The 18096-nt window shown below is 36.7% G+C and carries 26 protein-coding genes and 1 tRNA gene; 19 read left to right on the top strand and 8 right to left on the bottom strand.

The features are described 5' to 3' along the window. Positions 1 to 15: 15 nt before the first annotated feature. From V6S17_RS01360 to V6S17_RS01370, 3 genes are all read left to right on the top strand, one after another. Positions 16 to 828 (top strand): MIP/aquaporin family protein, encoded by an 813-nt coding sequence (locus tag V6S17_RS01360; RefSeq protein ID WP_029090819.1) that lies wholly within the window; start codon positions 16 to 18, stop codon positions 826 to 828. 54 nt (positions 829 to 882) lie between these two features. Then, positions 883 to 2376 (top strand): glycerol kinase GlpK, encoded by a 1494-nt coding sequence (gene glpK, locus V6S17_RS01365; RefSeq protein WP_029090818.1) that lies wholly within the window; start codon positions 883 to 885, stop codon positions 2374 to 2376. A gap of 221 nt (positions 2377 to 2597) precedes the next feature. After that, positions 2598 to 4250 (top strand): glycerol-3-phosphate dehydrogenase/oxidase, encoded by a 1653-nt coding sequence (locus tag V6S17_RS01370; RefSeq protein ID WP_029090817.1) that lies wholly within the window; start codon positions 2598 to 2600, stop codon positions 4248 to 4250. A 369-nt stretch (positions 4251 to 4619) separates the two neighbouring features. Here the strand turns inward: V6S17_RS01370 and treP are convergent, their stop codons facing one another. Further along, complete coding sequence (treP, locus tag V6S17_RS01375; protein WP_029090816.1) at positions 4620 to 6035, bottom strand: PTS system trehalose-specific EIIBC component; 1416 nt, start codon at positions 6033 to 6035, stop codon at positions 4620 to 4622. A gap of 191 nt (positions 6036 to 6226) precedes the next feature. Beyond that, the gene (gene clpP / locus V6S17_RS01380; protein ID WP_029090815.1) at positions 6227 to 6820 is read right to left on the bottom strand and encodes an ATP-dependent Clp endopeptidase proteolytic subunit ClpP; all 594 of its coding nucleotides are present in this window, start codon (positions 6818 to 6820) and stop codon (positions 6227 to 6229) included. Positions 6821 to 7116: 296 nt separating this feature from the next. On the opposite strand from clpP, the gene treC reads away from it, so the two are divergent. The 3 genes from treC (at position 7117) to V6S17_RS01395 (ending at position 9713) form a co-directional block, all read left to right on the top strand. Then, on the top strand, positions 7117 to 8787 hold the full coding sequence (gene treC, locus V6S17_RS01385; RefSeq protein WP_029090814.1) for an alpha,alpha-phosphotrehalase: 1671 nt from the start codon (positions 7117 to 7119) through the stop codon (positions 8785 to 8787). Between the two features lie 13 nt (positions 8788 to 8800). Further along, entirely contained in the window at positions 8801 to 9520 is a 720-nt protein-coding gene (gene treR / locus V6S17_RS01390) for a trehalose operon repressor (RefSeq protein ID WP_029090813.1), read from the top strand. Positions 9521 to 9641: 121 nt separating this feature from the next. Further along, positions 9642 to 9713 (top strand) — tRNA-Arg (locus tag V6S17_RS01395). 134 nt (positions 9714 to 9847) lie between these two features. On the opposite strand, the gene V6S17_RS01400 is transcribed toward V6S17_RS01395, so the two are convergent. The 3 genes from V6S17_RS01400 to V6S17_RS01410 form a co-directional block, all read right to left on the bottom strand. Beyond that, positions 9848 to 10954 (bottom strand): site-specific integrase, encoded by a 1107-nt coding sequence (locus V6S17_RS01400; RefSeq protein ID WP_029090812.1) that lies wholly within the window; start codon positions 10952 to 10954, stop codon positions 9848 to 9850. A gap of 124 nt (positions 10955 to 11078) precedes the next feature. Further along, positions 11079 to 11669, bottom strand: a complete 591-nt coding sequence (locus tag V6S17_RS01405; RefSeq protein ID WP_036026838.1) for a hypothetical protein — start codon at positions 11667 to 11669, stop codon at positions 11079 to 11081. 24 nt (positions 11670 to 11693) lie between these two features. Next, the gene (locus V6S17_RS01410; protein WP_029090810.1) at positions 11694 to 12383 is read right to left on the bottom strand and encodes an XRE family transcriptional regulator; all 690 of its coding nucleotides are present in this window, start codon (positions 12381 to 12383) and stop codon (positions 11694 to 11696) included. Positions 12384 to 12559: 176 nt separating this feature from the next. On the opposite strand from V6S17_RS01410, the gene V6S17_RS01415 reads away from it, so the two are divergent. Next, positions 12560 to 12805, top strand: coding sequence for a helix-turn-helix domain-containing protein (locus V6S17_RS01415; protein WP_029090809.1), 246 nt, complete (start codon positions 12560 to 12562; stop codon positions 12803 to 12805). Positions 12806 to 12901: 96 nt separating this feature from the next. Here the strand turns inward: V6S17_RS01415 and V6S17_RS01420 are convergent, their stop codons facing one another. Next, positions 12902 to 13150 (bottom strand): hypothetical protein, encoded by a 249-nt coding sequence (locus V6S17_RS01420; protein ID WP_029090808.1) that lies wholly within the window; start codon positions 13148 to 13150, stop codon positions 12902 to 12904. Between the two features lie 64 nt (positions 13151 to 13214). Here V6S17_RS01420 and V6S17_RS01425 point away from each other — a divergent pair, with 64 nt between their 5' ends. Then, on the top strand, positions 13215 to 13949 hold the full coding sequence (locus tag V6S17_RS01425) for a Rha family transcriptional regulator (protein WP_029090807.1): 735 nt from the start codon (positions 13215 to 13217) through the stop codon (positions 13947 to 13949). A 13-nt stretch (positions 13950 to 13962) separates the two neighbouring features. Beyond that, complete coding sequence (locus V6S17_RS01430; protein WP_016038754.1) at positions 13963 to 14118, top strand: hypothetical protein; 156 nt, start codon at positions 13963 to 13965, stop codon at positions 14116 to 14118. Here V6S17_RS01430 and V6S17_RS01435 read toward each other — a convergent pair. Then, positions 14108 to 14296 (bottom strand): hypothetical protein, encoded by a 189-nt coding sequence (locus V6S17_RS01435; protein ID WP_029090806.1) that lies wholly within the window; start codon positions 14294 to 14296, stop codon positions 14108 to 14110. The genes V6S17_RS01430 and V6S17_RS01435 overlap by 11 nt on opposite strands. 62 nt (positions 14297 to 14358) lie before the next feature. On the opposite strand from V6S17_RS01435, the gene V6S17_RS01440 reads away from it, so the two are divergent. From V6S17_RS01440 to V6S17_RS01455, 4 genes are all read left to right on the top strand, one after another. Further along, positions 14359 to 14535, top strand: coding sequence for a hypothetical protein (locus V6S17_RS01440; protein ID WP_169733725.1), 177 nt, complete (start codon positions 14359 to 14361; stop codon positions 14533 to 14535). Positions 14536 to 14555: 20 nt separating this feature from the next. Further along, positions 14556 to 14852, top strand: coding sequence for a DUF771 domain-containing protein (locus V6S17_RS01445; RefSeq protein WP_029090805.1), 297 nt, complete (start codon positions 14556 to 14558; stop codon positions 14850 to 14852). After that, positions 14852 to 15040, top strand: coding sequence for a hypothetical protein (locus V6S17_RS01450; protein WP_029090804.1), 189 nt, complete (start codon positions 14852 to 14854; stop codon positions 15038 to 15040). Before V6S17_RS01445 ends, V6S17_RS01450 begins: the two co-directional genes overlap by 1 nt. Before the next feature lie 82 nt (positions 15041 to 15122). Next, on the top strand, positions 15123 to 15299 hold the full coding sequence (locus V6S17_RS01455; RefSeq protein WP_169733724.1) for a hypothetical protein: 177 nt from the start codon (positions 15123 to 15125) through the stop codon (positions 15297 to 15299). On the opposite strand, the gene V6S17_RS01460 is transcribed toward V6S17_RS01455, so the two are convergent. Then, complete coding sequence (locus V6S17_RS01460; protein ID WP_029090803.1) at positions 15300 to 15575, bottom strand: hypothetical protein; 276 nt, start codon at positions 15573 to 15575, stop codon at positions 15300 to 15302. It abuts the gene before it with no gap. A gap of 232 nt (positions 15576 to 15807) precedes the next feature. On the opposite strand from V6S17_RS01460, the gene V6S17_RS01465 reads away from it, so the two are divergent. From V6S17_RS01465 to V6S17_RS01490, 6 genes are all read left to right on the top strand, one after another. Next, positions 15808 to 16053 carry a helix-turn-helix domain-containing protein gene (locus V6S17_RS01465; protein ID WP_080712860.1) on the top strand — a complete coding sequence of 82 codons (246 nt, stop codon included), beginning with the start codon at positions 15808 to 15810 and terminating at the stop codon, positions 16051 to 16053. 106 nt (positions 16054 to 16159) lie between these two features. Next, positions 16160 to 16318, top strand: coding sequence for a hypothetical protein (locus tag V6S17_RS01470; RefSeq protein WP_169733723.1), 159 nt, complete (start codon positions 16160 to 16162; stop codon positions 16316 to 16318). Positions 16319 to 16392: 74 nt separating this feature from the next. Further along, the gene (locus tag V6S17_RS01475) at positions 16393 to 16656 is read left to right on the top strand and encodes a hypothetical protein (protein ID WP_029090801.1); all 264 of its coding nucleotides are present in this window, start codon (positions 16393 to 16395) and stop codon (positions 16654 to 16656) included. Next, complete coding sequence (locus tag V6S17_RS01480; RefSeq protein ID WP_029090800.1) at positions 16649 to 17227, top strand: host-nuclease inhibitor Gam family protein; 579 nt, start codon at positions 16649 to 16651, stop codon at positions 17225 to 17227. Before V6S17_RS01475 ends, V6S17_RS01480 begins: the two co-directional genes overlap by 8 nt. Then, a complete protein-coding gene (locus V6S17_RS01485; protein ID WP_141690168.1) occupies positions 17224 to 17472 on the top strand; it encodes a hypothetical protein in 249 nt (82 codons plus the stop codon). Before V6S17_RS01480 ends, V6S17_RS01485 begins: the two co-directional genes overlap by 4 nt. Beyond that, positions 17472 to 18095, top strand: coding sequence for an ERF family protein (locus tag V6S17_RS01490; RefSeq protein WP_029090798.1), 624 nt, complete (start codon positions 17472 to 17474; stop codon positions 18093 to 18095). The genes V6S17_RS01485 and V6S17_RS01490 overlap by 1 nt, the downstream gene beginning before the upstream one ends. Position 18096 lies beyond the last annotated feature (1 nt).

Below are 18096 nucleotides of genomic sequence, written 5' to 3' on the forward strand. Positions count from 1 at the left end.
TAAATAGGAGGTATTATTATGGATACAAGTTTAGGGTTACAATTTGTAGGGGAAATATTAGGGACATTCATCTTGATTTTATTCGGTGGAGGTGTTGTCGCTGGTGTTGTTTTAGATAAAACAAAATCAAACAACGCAGGATGGGTTGTCATCACAATTGCTTGGGGTCTTGCAGTAGCGATGGGAGCTTATGTTTCAGGATATCTTAGTTTAGCACATTTAAACCCAGCTTTAACATTAGGTTTAGCATTCGCAGGCGAATTCCCTTGGGCAAACGTACCTGCTTATATTGGTGGACAATTTATCGGTGCCTTTTTAGGTGCAACAATTGTTTGGTTACACTATTACCCACATTGGAAAGCAACAAAAGATCAAGGTGCTAAATTAGGCGTATTTGCAACTGGACCAGCAATTCGTCACTACACATCAAACTTATTTGGTGAAACAGTAGGTACATTCGCATTAGTATTTGGAATTATGTCAATTGGAGCAAATGAAATTAGTGCAGGATTAAACCCATTAATCGTTGGTTCATTAATTGTTGTTATTGGTATGGCTCTTGGTGGAACAACCGGTTATGCAATTAACCCTGCCCGTGACTTAGGTCCTCGTATCATGCATGCTATTTTACCAATCTCAGGAAAAGGTTCATCTGATTGGGCATACTCATGGGTACCCGTTGTAGGTCCTATATTAGGTGCAACAATCGCTGCAACAGCGTATAATGCAATTATCAACCACAACGTTAGCGTTTGGTTATATGTAAGTGTTGCGGTCTTAATCGTATTTGAATTCATCGCAATGTCAATGGATAAAAAACAAGCATAGAGAGTTATAAGTTTACAGGTTCAAAATACAGCGACACAAAGGAGAAATAACATTATGGAGAAAAAATATATCTTAGCATTAGACCAAGGAACAACAAGTACACGTGCGATGATCTTGAATAAAGAAGGTAAAGTATTAGGAACAGAGCAACGTGAATTCACACAACATTTTCCGCAGTCAGGTTGGGTAGAACATGATGCCAATGAAATCTGGAGTACTGTATTAGCAACGATGTCAGGTGTTTTAGTTAAAACAGGCGTTAACGCTCAAGAAATTGCAGGTATTGGGATTACAAACCAGCGTGAAACAGCTGTTGTTTGGGATCGTGAAACAAGTAAACCAATCTATCATGCAATTGTGTGGCAATCACGTCAAACAGTGGATATTTGTACAGACCTTAAAGAAAAAGGTTACGAAAAAATGGTAACGGATAAAACTGGTTTATTACTCGATCCTTATTTTGCAGGAACAAAAGTACGCTGGATTTTAGATCATGTTGATGGGGCACAAGAACGCGCTGAAAAAGGCGAGTTGGCTTTCGGAACAATTGATACTTGGTTAATTTGGAAATTAAGTGGCGGTAAAGCACACGTAACAGATTATTCGAATGCAAGTCGTACATTGTTATATAATATTTACGATTTAAAATGGGATAACGAATTGTTAGAAATGCTTAACGTGCCAGAATCAATGTTACCAGAAGTACACGACTCATCATATGTATACGGCAAAACGATTGGTTATCATTTCTTCGGACAAGAAACACCGATTGCAGGCGTTGCTGGTGACCAGCAAGCTGCGTTATTTGGTCAAGGTTGTTTTGAAAAAGGTATGGGTAAAAACACATACGGCACAGGTGGCTTCTTGCTTATGAACACTGGAGACGCAGCAATTAAGTCTAAAAATGGTTTGTTAACTACGCTCGCGTGGGGAATTGATGGGAAAGTTAGCTATGCACTTGAAGGTAGTATCTTCGTTGCTGGATCAGCTTTACAATGGTTACGTGACGGTATGCGTATGGTTAAAACAGCACCTGAAACTGAAGATTATGCAACGCGTGTTGATTCAACAGAAGGTGTTTATGTTGTACCTGCCTTCGTTGGTTTAGGAGCACCTTATTGGGATGCAGAAGCTCGTGGGGCAGTGTTTGGTTTAACGCGTGGAACTACGAAAGAACATTTCATTCGTGCGACGCTAGAATCATTAGCTTATCAAACACGTGATGTTATTGATAGCATGGAAAAAGATTCAGGCATTAAATTAGAAACGCTTCGTGTTGATGGTGGTGCGAGTGCGAACAACTTCTTAATGCAATTCCAAAGCGACTTGTTACAAGTGCCGGTGGAACGTCCTGAAAACAAAGAAACAACTGTTTTAGGTGCTGCATTCTTAGCTGGATTGGCCGTTGGATTCTGGAAAGATAAAGAAGAAATCCAAAAATACTGGAGCTTAGAAAAACAATTTGAGCCAGTAGAAGGTACTGAAAAAGAAGAATTGCTTTATGAAGGATGGAAAAAAGCAGTGAAAGCAACACAGGTTTTCAAATAGGCAAAACGTGTAACTAAATTTAACGTTTTTGTGTACGAAAGCTGTTACTTCAGCTGGATACTTGTAAAAATAGATAATTTGTGATACACTTGTGTCAAGTTAATAAATTGGTCGGAGATTCCGAGAGACTGCACAAGTTTAGTTTGATACTAAGCGCTGTTGCAGTCTCTTTTTTTATATCTTCACTCAAGGCCAAACTTAAATATAAGGAGACGATAATCATGGCAACAACATTTTCAGGATTAGATCGCAAAAATAAATTAGAACAATTGACTACCGAAGAATTTGATATTCTTGTTATTGGTGGCGGTATTACAGGTGCTGGTATTGCGCTTGATGGTGCAACACGAGGCTTGAAAGTTGCCGTTGTAGAAATGCAAGATTTTGCTGGTGGTACTTCAAGTCGTTCGACAAAATTAGTACATGGTGGTTTACGTTACTTGAAACAATTCCAAATTGGAGTGGTTGCTGAAGTAGGTCGTGAGCGTGCGATTGTCTATGAAAATGGTCCTCATGTAACGACACCAGAATGGATGTTATTGCCATTCCATAAAGGTGGAACATTTGGTTCGTTCTCTACATCAATTGGTTTAAAAGTATATGATTTCTTAGCACAAGTTAAAAAAGGTGAACGCCGTAAAATGTTGTCGCCAACTGAAACATTGAAAAAAGAGCCACTTGTTAAAAATAAAAACCTCAAAGGCGGAGGATATTATGTTGAATATCGTACGGATGATGCACGTTTAACAATTGAAGTTATGAAAGCTGCGATTGCCAAAGGCGCGTTAGCAATTAACTATGTTAAATCAAACAACTTCATTTACGATGACAACCGTCAAATCATTGGGGCAGATATTGTTGATGTTCAAACAGGTGAAGCTTATAAAGTGAAAGCAAAACAAGTTGTTAATGCTGCAGGACCTTGGGTAGATGAAGTGCGTGGAAAAGATTATGCTAAAAACAATAAACAATTGCGTTTAACAAAAGGTGTACACATTGTGTTTGATCAATCCGTTTTCCCATTACGACAAGCCGTCTACTTCGATACACCCGATAAACGTATGGTATTTGCGATTCCACGTGATGGCAAAACTTATGTTGGAACTACAGATACTGTTTATGAAGCAGATAAGTTACACCCTAAAGTAAACAAAGCTGATCGTGATTATATTATTGAAGCGATTCATTATATGTTCCCTAAAGTAAACATTACAAAAGACGACGTTGAGTCAAGCTGGTCAGGTGTTCGTCCGCTGATTTTTGAAAAAGGGAAAGACCCATCAGAGATTTCACGTAAAGATGAGATTTGGGAAGGCGAGAGTGGTCTTTTAACAATTGCAGGTGGTAAGTTGACTGGTTACCGTAAAATGGCTGAGAACATCGTTGACGTTGCTGTAAAACGTATGCCAGGTCATGGCTTTAGTGAAAAAACCCAAACAGAACACTTACCAATTTCTGGTGGTGACTTCGGTGGTTCTAAAAATTACGATTCATTTGTAGCTAAAAAAGCAAGAGAAGCAGTTAACTTTAACCTTACTGAAGAAGAAGGTCATTTCTTAGCTAGCAAATATGGTACAAACGTTGATGCGTTGTATGCTTATGCTAAAGCATCACAAGAAGCAGATATCGATCCAATGGTTGATGCTCAACTAATGTATGCAATCGAAAATGAAAGTGTTGTACGACCTGTTGATTTCTTTATTAGACGTACAGGTGCTGTGTTCTTCAACGTAAAATGGGCTCAAAAATGGGAAGCACCAGTTATAGCTAAAATGGCACGTTTGTTTAACTGGACAGATGCTCAAATCCAAGAATACACAACAGATTTAGATATCGAAATTAAAGATTCAATCAAACCGGTTGATGAAGATTAAACGGTTGATTAAATAAATAGTCTTTGTCGTTCACATTTCCGAAATGACAATACGCCCAAAGCCCACTACAATTCTGTAGTGGGTTTTGAATTGGAAATAAAGACCAATCTAGGTCGTTATTCCTTGCTCATTCGGAATTACGTACTACATGTACGCGTAACATCTTTCGCTCGTTTTGCTTACTATCTTAATAGGCTAATTAAGTCCGCTGTTAGTCTGCAGTGGGCTTTTTGGCTGTTAGGTTATTATCTGTTGCTAACAGAAGTGACGTTGCTTAAAAAGCTAATGAGTAGGCGATTTTGGGCATTAAAAAACACCCCCTATTAAATCCGGATGATCCGAAATGTAATAGGCGGCGTTGAGTATTAATTAAGCTTTTTGTTTTGCAAATTTAGAGAATATTAATGTAAGGATGAATGGGATAACAATCGCTACTAGCATACCCAGAGCAAAGATTGCCCAACCTGGTTTCATAATTGATACGATACCTGGAAGCCCACCGACACCAATACTGAACGCTTTTACTTTTGCGACAGTGATGATACAACCAGCAACACCAGAACCGATAATTGCGGCATAGAATGGGTAACGATAACGTAAGTTAACCCCAAACATCGCGGGTTCGGTAACCCCTAATGAAGCGGTTAGTGCAGATGTACCCGCTAATGAACGATTTTTTTTCTTTTTGAAGATAAAGAACATGGCTAATGCAGCAGCACCTTGAGCAAGGTTAGACATGACTACGATTGGCCATAAGAACGTGCTACCTGTTGAACCAATCAGCTGTAAATCGACAGCTAGGAAAAGGTGATGCATACCTGTAATAACAAGCGGTGCATATAACGTACCATAGATAAGGCCACCAAGAGCTGGCGCGAAATCGAAGATATTAACGATACCTGTTGTAATTAAGTTTGCAATAAACATTGTTACAGGTCCAATAACGATGAAAGAAAGGATACCAGTAACAAGTAATGAAATTGGAGCAACTAGTAAGAGCTGGAATGAATCTGCGATACGTTTTTTCAAGAACAATTCAATCTTAACTAAAACATAGGTAGCAGCAAGTATAGGAAGAACTTGTGCTTGGTAACCAACTTTTTCTATATGCCATCCAAAGAGGTTCCATGTAGGTACATCGCCAGCAAGACGAGCATCAGCTAAACCGTATGCATTTAGTAATGCCGGGTTAACAAGTACAAGTCCAAGAACGATACCGAGCAGTGGGCTACCACCGAATTTCTTACTTGCGGACCACCCAACTAAAACGGGTAGGAAGGCAAAGGCGGTTCCTGCAATAATGTTAATCATATCAGCAACGCCAGCCCATTGTGGGTAGGCTTCGATGACAGGTTGTTTCATGAAAATATCTGGGCCAGTTAAGAGGTTGTTAACACCTAGTAGTAAACCGGCAGTAATAATTGCAGGTAAAATAGGAACGAAAATTTCAGCAAGACCTAATAATGCTTTTTGGAACCAGTTTGATTTTTCTGCGGAAGCTTGTTTTACTTCTTCTTTTGTCGTATCCGTATCGATACCTGTTAGTTCAGCAAAAACGGCAAATACTTTTTCGACCGTTCCGGTACCGATAATAACTTGGAATTGACCGTTAGCAGAAAATGAACCTTTAACAACATCAATATTATCTAACGCAGCTTCATCGACGATTTTTTCGTCTTTTAAAACTAAACGTAAGCGTGTAACACAATGCGTTGCTGTGATAATGTTTTCCTTACCACCAACGGCATCGATGATTTTTTGGACTTCTTCTCTTGAAAATGACATGATGTTCACCTCATTCTTTCGTATTTGTAAGCGCATACAGATTTAGCAATATATTGCTCAGTTAATTAACAACTCAATCTTACCTTGTATATACAAGGTTGTCAATTTATTTTTTCGGACAGAAAAAAACACCTAAAACAAAGTTCTAGGTGTTTCATATTTCTGAGAGAATGAACAAGGCATTTTACTTTTTATTTAAGTGCTTGGCTACTAACAACGATATCATCGATTAAACCATATGCTTTTGCTTCTTCAGCAGTCATAAAGTTATCACGATCAGTATCTTGTTCGATTTTTTCAATCGGTTGACCCGTACGTTCTGAAATAATTTTATTTAATTTAGCACGTGTCGCCAAGATATGGCGCGCTGCAATTTCAATTTCAGTTGCTTGACCTTGAGCACCACCTAAAGGTTGGTGAATCATGATTTCAGCATTTGGAAGAGCGAATCGTTTACCAGGTGCACCTGCAGTTAAAAGGAATGAACCCATTGAAGCGGCCATACCCATTGCCATTGTTTGCACATCAGCTTTAACAAATTGCATCGTGTCATATATTGCCATACCAGCGGTTACACTACCACCGGGTGAGTTGATGTATAAGTAGATGTCTTTGTCAGGGTCTTGAGCATCAAGGAATAACAATTGTGCAATGATAGAGTTAGCAACATCATCATTAACTTGGCTACCTAACATAATAATGCGGTCTTTGAGCAGGCGTGAATAGATATCGTACGCGCGTTCACCACGTGATGTTTGTTCGATTACTGTTGGAATTAAGTTCATATTGTAGACCTCCCTTTATTTTAACAAGCTATCAATTATACTACACTCTAGGTCAGCCAAGGTCAAATGAATAGACTTGCTAGTTTTGTAGTTTTTAGATAGGCTTTTATAAACTAAAAATGAACGTTGTTTAGTGTTATTTATACACAACATTTTGATTTAGTTATATAATCGTTTTGAGAAACGTTTATATAGGATATTCTATCACATTTAGTAAGATAATAACGAGTGTAAGACATTGACACTCTTGTATATACAAGTTAAAATAGAAGTGTAAAAGGAAGGTGGAATTTGTGATGACGAAGAAAAATTGGCGCGAAGCCAGTATATATCAAATTTATCCAAAAAGTTTTAACGATGCTAATGGAGATGGTATCGGAGATATTCAAGGGATACGTGAAAAAATACCCTATCTAAAAGAATTAGGTATCGATATGGTATGGCTTACGCCAATGCAACCCTCTCCTCAAAAAGATAATGGGTATGATGTTTCAGATTATTGTGCAATCAATCCAGTATACGGTACAATTGAAGAATTTAAAGTGTTGTTAGAAGAGTTACATGCAGAAGGTATCGATATGATGTTAGATATGGTGCTTAACCATACATCCACGGAACATCATTGGTTCCAGGAAGCAAAAAAATCAAAAGATAATCCTTACCATGATTATTATATTTGGCGTGAAGGTGAACCTGAAACGCTACCAAATAATTGGCAATCAAAATTTGGTGGGAGTAGCTGGGCATATAATGATGCAACATCGGAATTCTATTTGCACCTATTTGATGTGACTCAAGCTGACTTGGATTGGCGCAACCCTAAAGTGCGTGAAGAAATAAAAGCCGTATTGAAATTTTGGGCTGATTTAGGCGTAGATGGTTTCCGTTTAGATGTGATTAACTTGATATCAAAAGACGACACATTCCCAGACGATTATGTTGGTGATGGGCGTCGTTTTTATACAGACGGTGAGCATGTCCATGCTTATCTAAATGAAATTAATACAGAAGTCTTCACACCATATGGTATTTTAACTGTTGGTGAAATGTCATCAACTTCAATGGAAGCATGTATACAATACACGCAACCAGAAAACAAAGAATTAGATATGACATTTAACTTCCATCATTTAAAAGTCGATTATAAAGATGGTGATAAATGGCAATTAAAAGATATGGATTTTAGCCAGTTGAAAACATTGTTAAGTGATTGGCAAACAGGTATGCAAGCAGGTGGAGGTTGGAATGCATTGTTCTGGTGCAATCACGATCAACCCCGAATTGTTTCACGCTATGGTAATGATTCTGTTGAATACCGTGAAAAATCAGCAAAAATGTTAGCGCTAGCTATGCACGGTTTACAAGGAACACCCTATATTTATCAAGGTGAAGAAATTGGAGCAACAAATCCGAAATGGCGTTCAATTGACGAGTTTATGGATGTTGAATCAACTAATATGTTTGAAATCATGATTAAAGAAGGCCGAACAGAGGCAGAAGCCTTTGAGATTGTTTGTCAACGTTCACGCGATAACAGCCGTACGCCAATACCTTGGAGTTCAGCAGACAACGCTGGGTTTACTACTGGAAAACCATGGTTGAAAATAGCAGAGAATTATACTACTATTAACGTAACGGAAGCACTCGAACGAAAAGACTCAGTATTCTATTTTTACCAACACTTGATTGCTTTGCGAAAAGCTGAAAAGACGTTAGTTAACGGTCTTTTTAAACGTCAAGATCAAGATGATGCGGCTGTTTTTGCTTATGATCGAGTAGATGGTAAAGAAGTATTGCGCGTTGCGGCAAACTTTACAGATGAAACAGTAACGTTTGAGTGGTCAGAAGATATTCGTCTAGCGGAGACTTTGCTGACAAACTATGAAGGAGAGGCGACAACGTATCAAACCAAAGTACAGTTACGCCCTTACGAGAGCATTATCTGGAAAGGTGAAACGTTAGCCTAACAGGTTCAAGAATATGGGAAATAAGAATAAATTCATGGATATCTATAAGGATCTAGCTCGTGCAATTGATGGGAAAGTGTATCGTGTCGGAGAGCCTTTGCCTAGTGAAAACGAATTGGCACAAAAACATAACGTGTCACGAGAGACGGTTCGTAAAGCTTTAAGACGACTAAGCGAAACAGGCTATATTCAAAAACGACAGGGAAAAGGCTCAATTGTATTAGATAAAACACGGTTTGATTTTCCTGTCTCAGGTTTAACAAGTTTTAAAGAATTGATGGATACTAACTTGTCTGATAATTATACAAAAATCATCCGTAATGAGGAGATGTTTTTGCCGGCTGAACTCGCAGATTCTATGGCAATGCCGCATGACTTTCCTGTTATTCGCCTCACACGCGTACGTTATATTGATGGTGAAGCGGTTATTATTGATGACGATTATTTGTCGAAGAAGTATGTAGAATCGATTCCGGATGAACGTGCTATGATTTCAATTTATGATTATATGGAAAATGATTTAGACTTGAAAATTGATTTTGCACATAAGCAATACACAGTAGAACCTGTTTCTAAGGAAGATGAAACCTTGCTTGATCTCCATGAAGATACACATGTTGTGGTAGTACGAAGCGATGTTCATTTAGAGAATACTGAATTTGTTGAATACACTATTTCGCGTCACCGTTTAGATAAGTTTCGTTTTGTTGATTTTGCGCGACGACAACACTAAATTTAAACAAACGCTTGTCACGATAGAGTTGTGATTGACTTTAATGCTATTGACCTATAAAATAACAAGTGTATTCTAAAATGGATACACTTGTTTATATTTTACAAAAGTAACAACCAACGCCCTTGTAGTATAATGGATAGAACATAAGATTCCGGTTCTTAAGATGGGGGTTCGATTCCCCCCGAGGGCATACTTAGTTAAGTTTTTAAAATGCACGAAAATGTTTAAATGCGGTATAACAGCGTTTTCCCGTTATTTCCAAGCATGAATATAATCTATTGTGAATCAATATTAATTTTATTTTGACATTATTTTGACATTCGTTTATATAATTTTTTTCATAAATTCATTAACTTTAGTGTATTCTTTTTGTTCCATCTCATCCATAACGTGCGAGTATGTTTGAAGTGTAGTAACGATGGTTTCGTGTCCTAATCTTTTTGAAACGTATTTGATATTACAGTCATTGTATAGAAGTAAAGTCGCATGAGTGTGCCTTAAACCGTGACAGGTAATGACTGTAATATTTTCTTTTATACATATGTTTCTTAAGCATTTATTAACAGCATTGTTAGTTATCGGTTTAACTCCGTCATCTGTAAATACTAGATTGTTGCCTGAAAGTTCAACAATGCGGTTTTGTCGCATTTCAGCAAGCCAAGCGACTGTATTATCATCTATAGTAATTGTTCTATTAGATGATGCATTCTTAGTTTTCTTAAATCCACTATTATCAAGATAGTTCCAAGTTTTGTTTATTTTAACCGTTTTGTTTTTCAAATCTACACAGTCCCATGTTAACCCTAATATTTCAGAAAAACGACAACCTGTAGCAATTGCGAATTTTATAAAGTACCTGGACTTGTATTTTAGTGTAAGATTTCGATTGACTGCTTGTAATAATATAGTTGTTTCTTTTTCTGTAAGACACTTTAAAGTATCGTTTTCGTTTTCTCTCCCCGTTAATTCTATTCGAGCGGTTGGATCACGTGCTATTTTACCTTCTTCAAACATCTCTCTTATAAATGATCTAAAGTAAGTATGCCGTTTACGCGTCGTTTCTTTATGATGACTATCTCCAAAATCGTTCAAAGCTGCCTGATACATTTCTTTGGTTAAATCTTTTAGTGCTGTGTCGCTGAAATACTGTTTCGCGAACTTAATTGCGTAAAAATAGTGCTTGTCGTTTTCGATTGTCCGTTTCCCTTTTTTGTATATTTCGAACCATTCTTGGAACGATTCAACAATATCATTATTACCGGCATTTACATCATGACCTTGAAATAATTTTTTTTCAACTTCTGCTGCAGCTATGTTAGCCAATTTTTGGTTAGAAAAACCTGACTTCGATATTGTTTTATATTTACCGTTCTTTTTATAAGAAATGCGATAGCGATAATTACCTTTACTCAATTTTTGTATACTTGCCATAGTTTTAGGCTCCTTTCTATGGTAAAATAGAAAACATAAAGAACCCCCAAATGGTACTTTATACACAATTCACTTTTGAATAAGCACTCCTTAACTTTGGTCGGTTGGGGGAGTGCTTATTTTTTTAGTTTTTAACTTTGAACTCTTTAGGATTTACGATCATTCTGTTTTCCGTAAATAAAACATCGTCATCAGAGTAGTGCATTTTTATATCGAGCGACATGGCATCAGGCGTTCCTATAGTTGTTGCTAAAGCTCCTGATGCAGCGCCATAAAAAACTTGACCTAAACCGTCAGCAGCTTTTTGCTTTTGTTCTTTAGAAACGTATTTAATATCTTGACTTACTTTAACATCGACAGCAATGCTAGTACTATATTTTTTTACTGAGTAGCTCGATACCAAAACAGAAATAGAGTCATTTGCATCGATACTCATCTTAACCAATTCTTTAAATTCTTTTTGATATTCTTTCCATTGATCCTCGCTCATTTTATCGTCTTTCACTTCTTTTTTACTGACTTCTTTTTTGTTATCACTAGCTTTGTTGTTAACTTCGTCCTTTGCTCCTATGCCTATCCCTACGAATATCATTACCAAACTAACTAACATAATTAAAAGTAAAACTTTCACATTCTTTCTTCTGAAATAATTCACGAAGAACAGAACTAAGCTAACAATAAAGATAATTACTGAAATAACACCTACAACTAACATTAAAATTCCTCCAATATTCTTTTTTTATAAAACAACTTTGCCAATAATACGTACGCGTTCAGGCGATAGCTCTCTGTCGTCGTATTTGCTGTTTAACGATTTAAGTATAACAATATTGTCATCGTAGTTGAAATAAACTTTTTTACAAGTGACACCATTACCATCAATATCTACGATAGCGACCTCGCCATTTTCAACTTCGCATTGTTGTTTGTAAAAAACAATTGACCCATCATGTAACAAAGGTTCCATTGAATCACCTTGAATAACTAGTGCGCAATCAGCATTGCGAGGGACATTAGTATCTATCGTTTCATCATATACAGCATCGCCATAACTTACTTCTGTCGGGTTTGCTGCTGTCTTACCTAACACGTAAACTTTTTTATTCTTATCTATAGAAGTGACATTGCTATTTTGTTCTTCTAATTGACGTGAAGCGTAGTTGTAAACTTTCGTTTGACGTTGTTCGTTTAGTTGGCTGTAGATAGACGTAATGTCTTCATCTTCAAACCCAAGAATGTACTCAGATGTACTATCCAAAACACGAGCGAAGTCTTCAACTTTGTTTAAAGGGAACTCTCTTGTTTTATTGAAATAACGAGATAATGCAGATTTAGCCATGCCAACCCTTCGTGCTAATTCACTTAAAGAAAGCTCTTTTTTATTTTTTAAATCAGTTAATATAGTAATTATTTCATCGTTTGAACGCATGTTGTAACCTCCATTTGAATTATATCTACATTATAGCACCGTTCCCAAACGGATACAATAGTTATCTTTTTGAATTCTTTTTGAATGTTATTCCGTTTTTATTGTTGACATACGGGAACGGTGCGTGTTATATTTTAAATGTTCCCAAAAGAGAACGAGAGAAGGAGGTGTAACTTATGACAATTGATTTAAAAAGAATTAAAGCAGAACGTATCGCAAAAGGTTTCACTCAAGATGAGATGGCGGAACAATTAGGTTGGAAAACAAGAACACCATACGCTAAAAGAGAAAACGGTTTGGTGGGGATAGGCGCGGATGAGTTAGGACGTATTGCACACGTATTAGGTTATTCAACAAACGAGTTAGGTATTTTTTTTACCAAGAACGTTCCCGATGAAGAACGAAAATTACAAAAAGTATAGGAGGAAAACAAATGCAAATTCAAAATAAAAAGCCCCGAACTAAAAAAGTTCAGAGCTATAAAAAGATTGACGCTAATAAATTAAGTTGTGGGAAACTTAATTTTCACCTTTTAAAACACCTATCTCAACCAAAAGATTGATTGTAGCGACAAGAGTATTTTTGGTAATGCTTTTCGCTAATAATTCTGATGAAGAATTAAGTAACATTAATTGTTTTTCGTTCAACGGAACATCGGCTTGTTCAAATAAAGAAGGAAGAACAGTTGTTAAGGTAGCTAAACCGCCTGTGTCATAAACTTCATTAGTTTTAGCAGAAATGATTTTTTCAAGTTCAGTAGCGTTCATATCAATATCACCTCCTTTCACATTAATTATAGACGAAAGGAAATACATTATAAAGGAGAAAAAAATGCAAACAATCGAACGAACAATCACAAGTAATGAAGTATCTGAAATGGTAGGGAAGGAACACAGCAAGTTAATCAGAGATATTCGCACTTACGTTGGTTATTTAGCCGAAGCCAAAATTGGCTCGGGCGATTTCTTTATCGAATCATCTTATTCAGATTCAAACAAGCAAGAACGTCCGAATTATTTACTAACCAAACAAGGTTGTGAAATGGTATCAAACAAATTAACAGGAGCTAAAGGTGTTCAATTTACAGCTAGATACGTATCGCGCTTTAACCAAATGGAAAATCATATCAAGCAACAATCAGACACATCAAACCTTAGTCCCGAACTTCAAATGTTCAACGGTATCTTTCAATCGCTCGTTAAACAAGAGCAAGCAACAAAGCAACTCGAAAGTAAAGTGGATAACATCAGCGACATTGTAGGTGTTAATTATACAAACTGGCGTGAAGAATGTAACAAACTTATCAATAAAGTAGTTAATGTAAGAGGCGGTTTTGATGAACACAAGAACGTTCGTAGTGAAATTCACAAAGAAGTGGATAAGCGAGCAGGGGTTTCATTAAGTATACGACTAACTAATAAGCGCCGCCGAATGGCAGACAATGGTGTGAGTGTTTCTCAACGTAACAAGCTTAGCAAGACGGATGTTATTGCAGAAGATAAAAAGCTAATTGAGATTTATACAGTTGTTGTTAAAGAGTTGGCAATAAAATACAAAGTGTTTTAGGAGGGACTTAGAAATGACACGAAATGAAGAAATGAAAGTGAAATTATCTGTCGAAGGTATTGACGCAATGCAAATTAAAGTGGGGAAGTTAGCAGAAATATTAAAAGAAGCCAAAACGTTGGCAGACGAATTGGCTTCTATGGAGATTGAAATAAAAACTAAAGATTAAGTTTGATTTTTTTACCACAAGAACACGTTGTGCCGTTCAAAGGGACTTTGATTTTTTTCTGACAGTTAGGACAATCGATTTCTATACCGTTGTTATTGTCGATTACCTTTTTAGCGAGCTCTTTAGGATCATTAAGTTGTTTCATTAGTTTATCAAGTCCTGTAATTTTAACACCCATATCAATCACCACCTTTCACTTAAATTATATCACGATAAAAAACATTACTGGAGGAACATAATATGCAAGAATTCGAAAATGTAAAACAAGCGTTGCGAGCTGCATTTGATTTAGTAGATGCAAAAGGAATTACAACAGACGGAGCAGTTGCTACTACAGAACAAGTACAAGAACTTATTAAAGAGAACTTGGTTAACCTTGCTGACTTGCTAGGTATGGAAGAGTTGTATCTTGATTAAAAGATAGGAGGGAATTAAAAGTGGAAGTACAAATTGAAGAACGATTAAAAATTATTGAGAATTTGTTAAAAAGACAAAATCTTAACGAGATGACAAATTGGACAGTTAAAGAGTTAGTTGAATCTACCGGGCGTTCATCACGATACATCAAAGAACGTTTGCTTCATAACTCAAAATTCATGCCTAAACTTGAGTCGGAAGGAGTTGTGATATATCCGGAGGGTGTCGGTGGAGCAATAAACATCAACACAAAGAAAATGTTGCACTTCATCGAAGTCAATCACTCTAAAATTTTCGGGAGAGAGGTGTACAAGTGATGCCAATCACATTTTGGATTTTAGTATCACTATGGTCAGCAGTAGTTTTTGGAGGCACGCTGTACTACATGTTTTTGCAAGATTACTTAGCAGAACGTAAGCGATACAAAGCACAAGATTACCGTTTTAACAACTTGATGCGAGAAATCAATTCAATACGTTTTGATGCGAAAGGAGAAGCGAAATGACTTACATCCTTTTAGCAATATTAGTAGCCAACATCACCAACACATATCTCATTTTAAAATATATCAAATAGGAGGAATCGAAATGAAAATCACTTTCGAAGGTACGCCAGAAGAAATAAAAGAAATGCTCCAAGCTATTGGTAGTAGCAAGGAGCAAAAAGAAATCAGTTTTAACATCAATGATAGCGTAAGAAAAAAATACTCACAATCAGAAAGTGCTGAAGAACCTACAAGAAACGGTGTAATCGGTCATTCCTAATTAATTAAAAATATCGTTTCTTAGAAAATCCCAATTTTCTTGGGAAGCCCAACCATAATAATTTTTTTCAAGTGCGCAAATGAAAATAAAATCATCGTTATCCAAAACTGGCTTCAATTTAAGGTACATTTGTTCACTAGTTAAATTAGTTTTAACTAACCAAACAGATTTTTGAAATCTTATTGATGAGCCGAAACTTTGAATAGTTTCATAAACTTTTTCGTAATTAGCGCCAGGTGTCCCTAAATCATAAGTTACAACAAAAGGTTTGTACATGATTACACCTCCTTATCAATTATTTCAGCTACAAATGCTGATAAGCAAATTATAGCAAACAACCATCATAGGAGGGAGAAAATAATGAACATTGAAGAATCGAACAAAAAAATCAAAGTATTCAAAACAAGGAAGGTAGAGTGCCGATGTGGCAAGGAATATCACAGAGAAGTAGCTAATTATTGCTCAAACTGTGGAGCTAAGCTGTCTACAAGAAAGGAAGATGAGTGAAATGAGGTTCACATTAACAAGCATTGGAGAGGTGCAAAATAACTTCTCTAAAATACTAGGCGAACGACTGTTGAAAATAACTAAAGTTAGTGAAGATACAGGCATCGCAAGAAGTACATTAACTCGTATTTACTACAAAAAAAATAAAGCGATTAGCTTTGATGTACTTGTTCTACTTTGTGATTACCTGGACATTGAATTGTCGGAATTAATTAGCTACAAACCGCTAAGAAAGGAAGAACGATGACCATTTTAAGTTTTGCATTATCAGTCATAGCATTAGCGTTATCAACATCAACATTAACACTAGCTGTTTATCTTTATCTAGCTAAAAAAGGAAAGTAGGTGGAAGAATGCACGTTCCAGACAATTACGATCAATACGAAGCGTACGAAAGGAGATTGAGTGAGGCTGAAAGAGCCGAAGAAGAGGAGTTGTTAGCGATGGAGTACGGAGAAATTAAGTGTAATCAGTTTAGAGATGAAGAGTTTATTCATTCAAAAGAACAATAAAAAAACACCCTTGGCAGAGGGTGCATCAACAAATATTAATACCAAAAATATAACACACATCGGAGGAAATGGAAATGAAAAAAAGACAACGCAATAAAGTAAAAGAGAATTTTCTGAGCGAAGAAGAGTTGATGGTTGTTCAATTATTCAGAACTTGCGACAAAGTTTGGTTTACTAAGCATGGTTTCGAGAGTCGTGGAGAAGCCTTGTCTTATGGTTCGATACTCGGTGAAATAAAAGTTGTAGAACTTACAGATAGCGATGTTTACTCTTCTAAAAAAGGGAAGGTTGAAGTTAGTGCTTTCCGCTGCAATAAAGAGGTGGCTAACAATGACTGAAAACAAACTCCCTAAATTTGAAGCACCAGAAGCAAATGTTTTCGATGAAATAACAACAGAAATGCAAGTATCAGAAGCGATTGGTTACATTGATTGGACATCGTACCAAAAACAAAAAAATCAAGAAATGTATGAGGAAGCTGTAAAACCGTTCGTTGAACGAATAGAACATGCAGATGCTTGGTTGAAAGAACAAAACGACAAGTTAGAAACGTCTGTATCTAACCTCACAGTCAATTTAAAGGTATATCTTATGCGAGATAACCAAAAGCGTGTAGAAAGCGGCAAGAAAGCACGTAAGACTGTGAAAACACCATTCGGTAACTTTAGCTTAAAGAAACAACAGCCACAATTTGTAAAAGAAGAAAAGCTCTTGATGGAGTACGCAAAAGCAGCTGGCAAAGTTAACGAGAAAACAACGGTATCTATTGATTGGGCAGCTATCAAAAAAGAAAGTCAAATTATCGATGGGAAAATCATTGATCCAAACGGCGAAGTTGTACCAGGAGTGAAAGTAGTCGAACAGGACGATAAAGCAACGGTAACACTAAACAAGGGAGTTGATGAGTGATGAACAAGAAAGAGTTGCAGGATAAATTTGAATTGATGGAAGAAATGGGTGCCGATAACTTTCATTTCAGCCTTGAAGAAGTTTTAGGGAAAACTGATTATACAGTGGTTCAATCTTTTTACATCGGCGTAAAACCCGCTCACGAAGTATTACCAGAACTTGAATCATTTTTAGAAGAACAGGGTTATAAAGATGTGATTGAAAAGCTAGAAGAAATCCAACTAGAAGCGAGTGGTGATGAGTAATGAAAACTAGCGAAAGTATAGTTAAATTGTCGGTAGGTTTAACGAAATTAAGAGCGGAAATTGTGCAACCTAAAAAAACGGCAAATAATCCATTTTTCAAAAACAGTTATGTGCCTTTGAACATGGTAATGGCTGCAATAGACAACGCATCTAAAGGGACAGGGGTTTCTTATATAAACATGCCAGTTAGCGGTGAAAAGACTATCGGGACAGTTTTGCGTATAAATCATGAATCGGGCGAATTTATGGAGTTTGACCCTTTCATGATGCCGCTTGAAAAAAACACAGCTCAAGCAGCGGGTAGTGCATTAACTTATGCCAAGCGTTACGTTTTATCAGCAGCTTTTGGTATAGATAGCGAAGTTGATGATGATGGTAATGCGGCAAGTGGAAACAACGGAAATAACAACTCAAATCAACAAAAGCAACAAAGTAAACCTAAAGAAATCACTAAAGTACAGATTGATAACATCAAAACTAAAGCTAATCAACTTGCAGAAAAAAATGGCGGAGATTTAGGGGCAGTATATCAAGCGTTGAAAATAGCAGACGTTAACACGTTATCCAAATCATACGCAGATGAATGTATAGCTACTTTAGATCAATGGCTAGGAGGCGTGTAAA

The sequence above is a fragment of the Brochothrix thermosphacta DSM 20171 = FSL F6-1036 genome (assembly GCF_036884295.1).
Lineage (GTDB): Bacteria > Bacillota > Bacilli > Lactobacillales > Listeriaceae > Brochothrix > Brochothrix thermosphacta.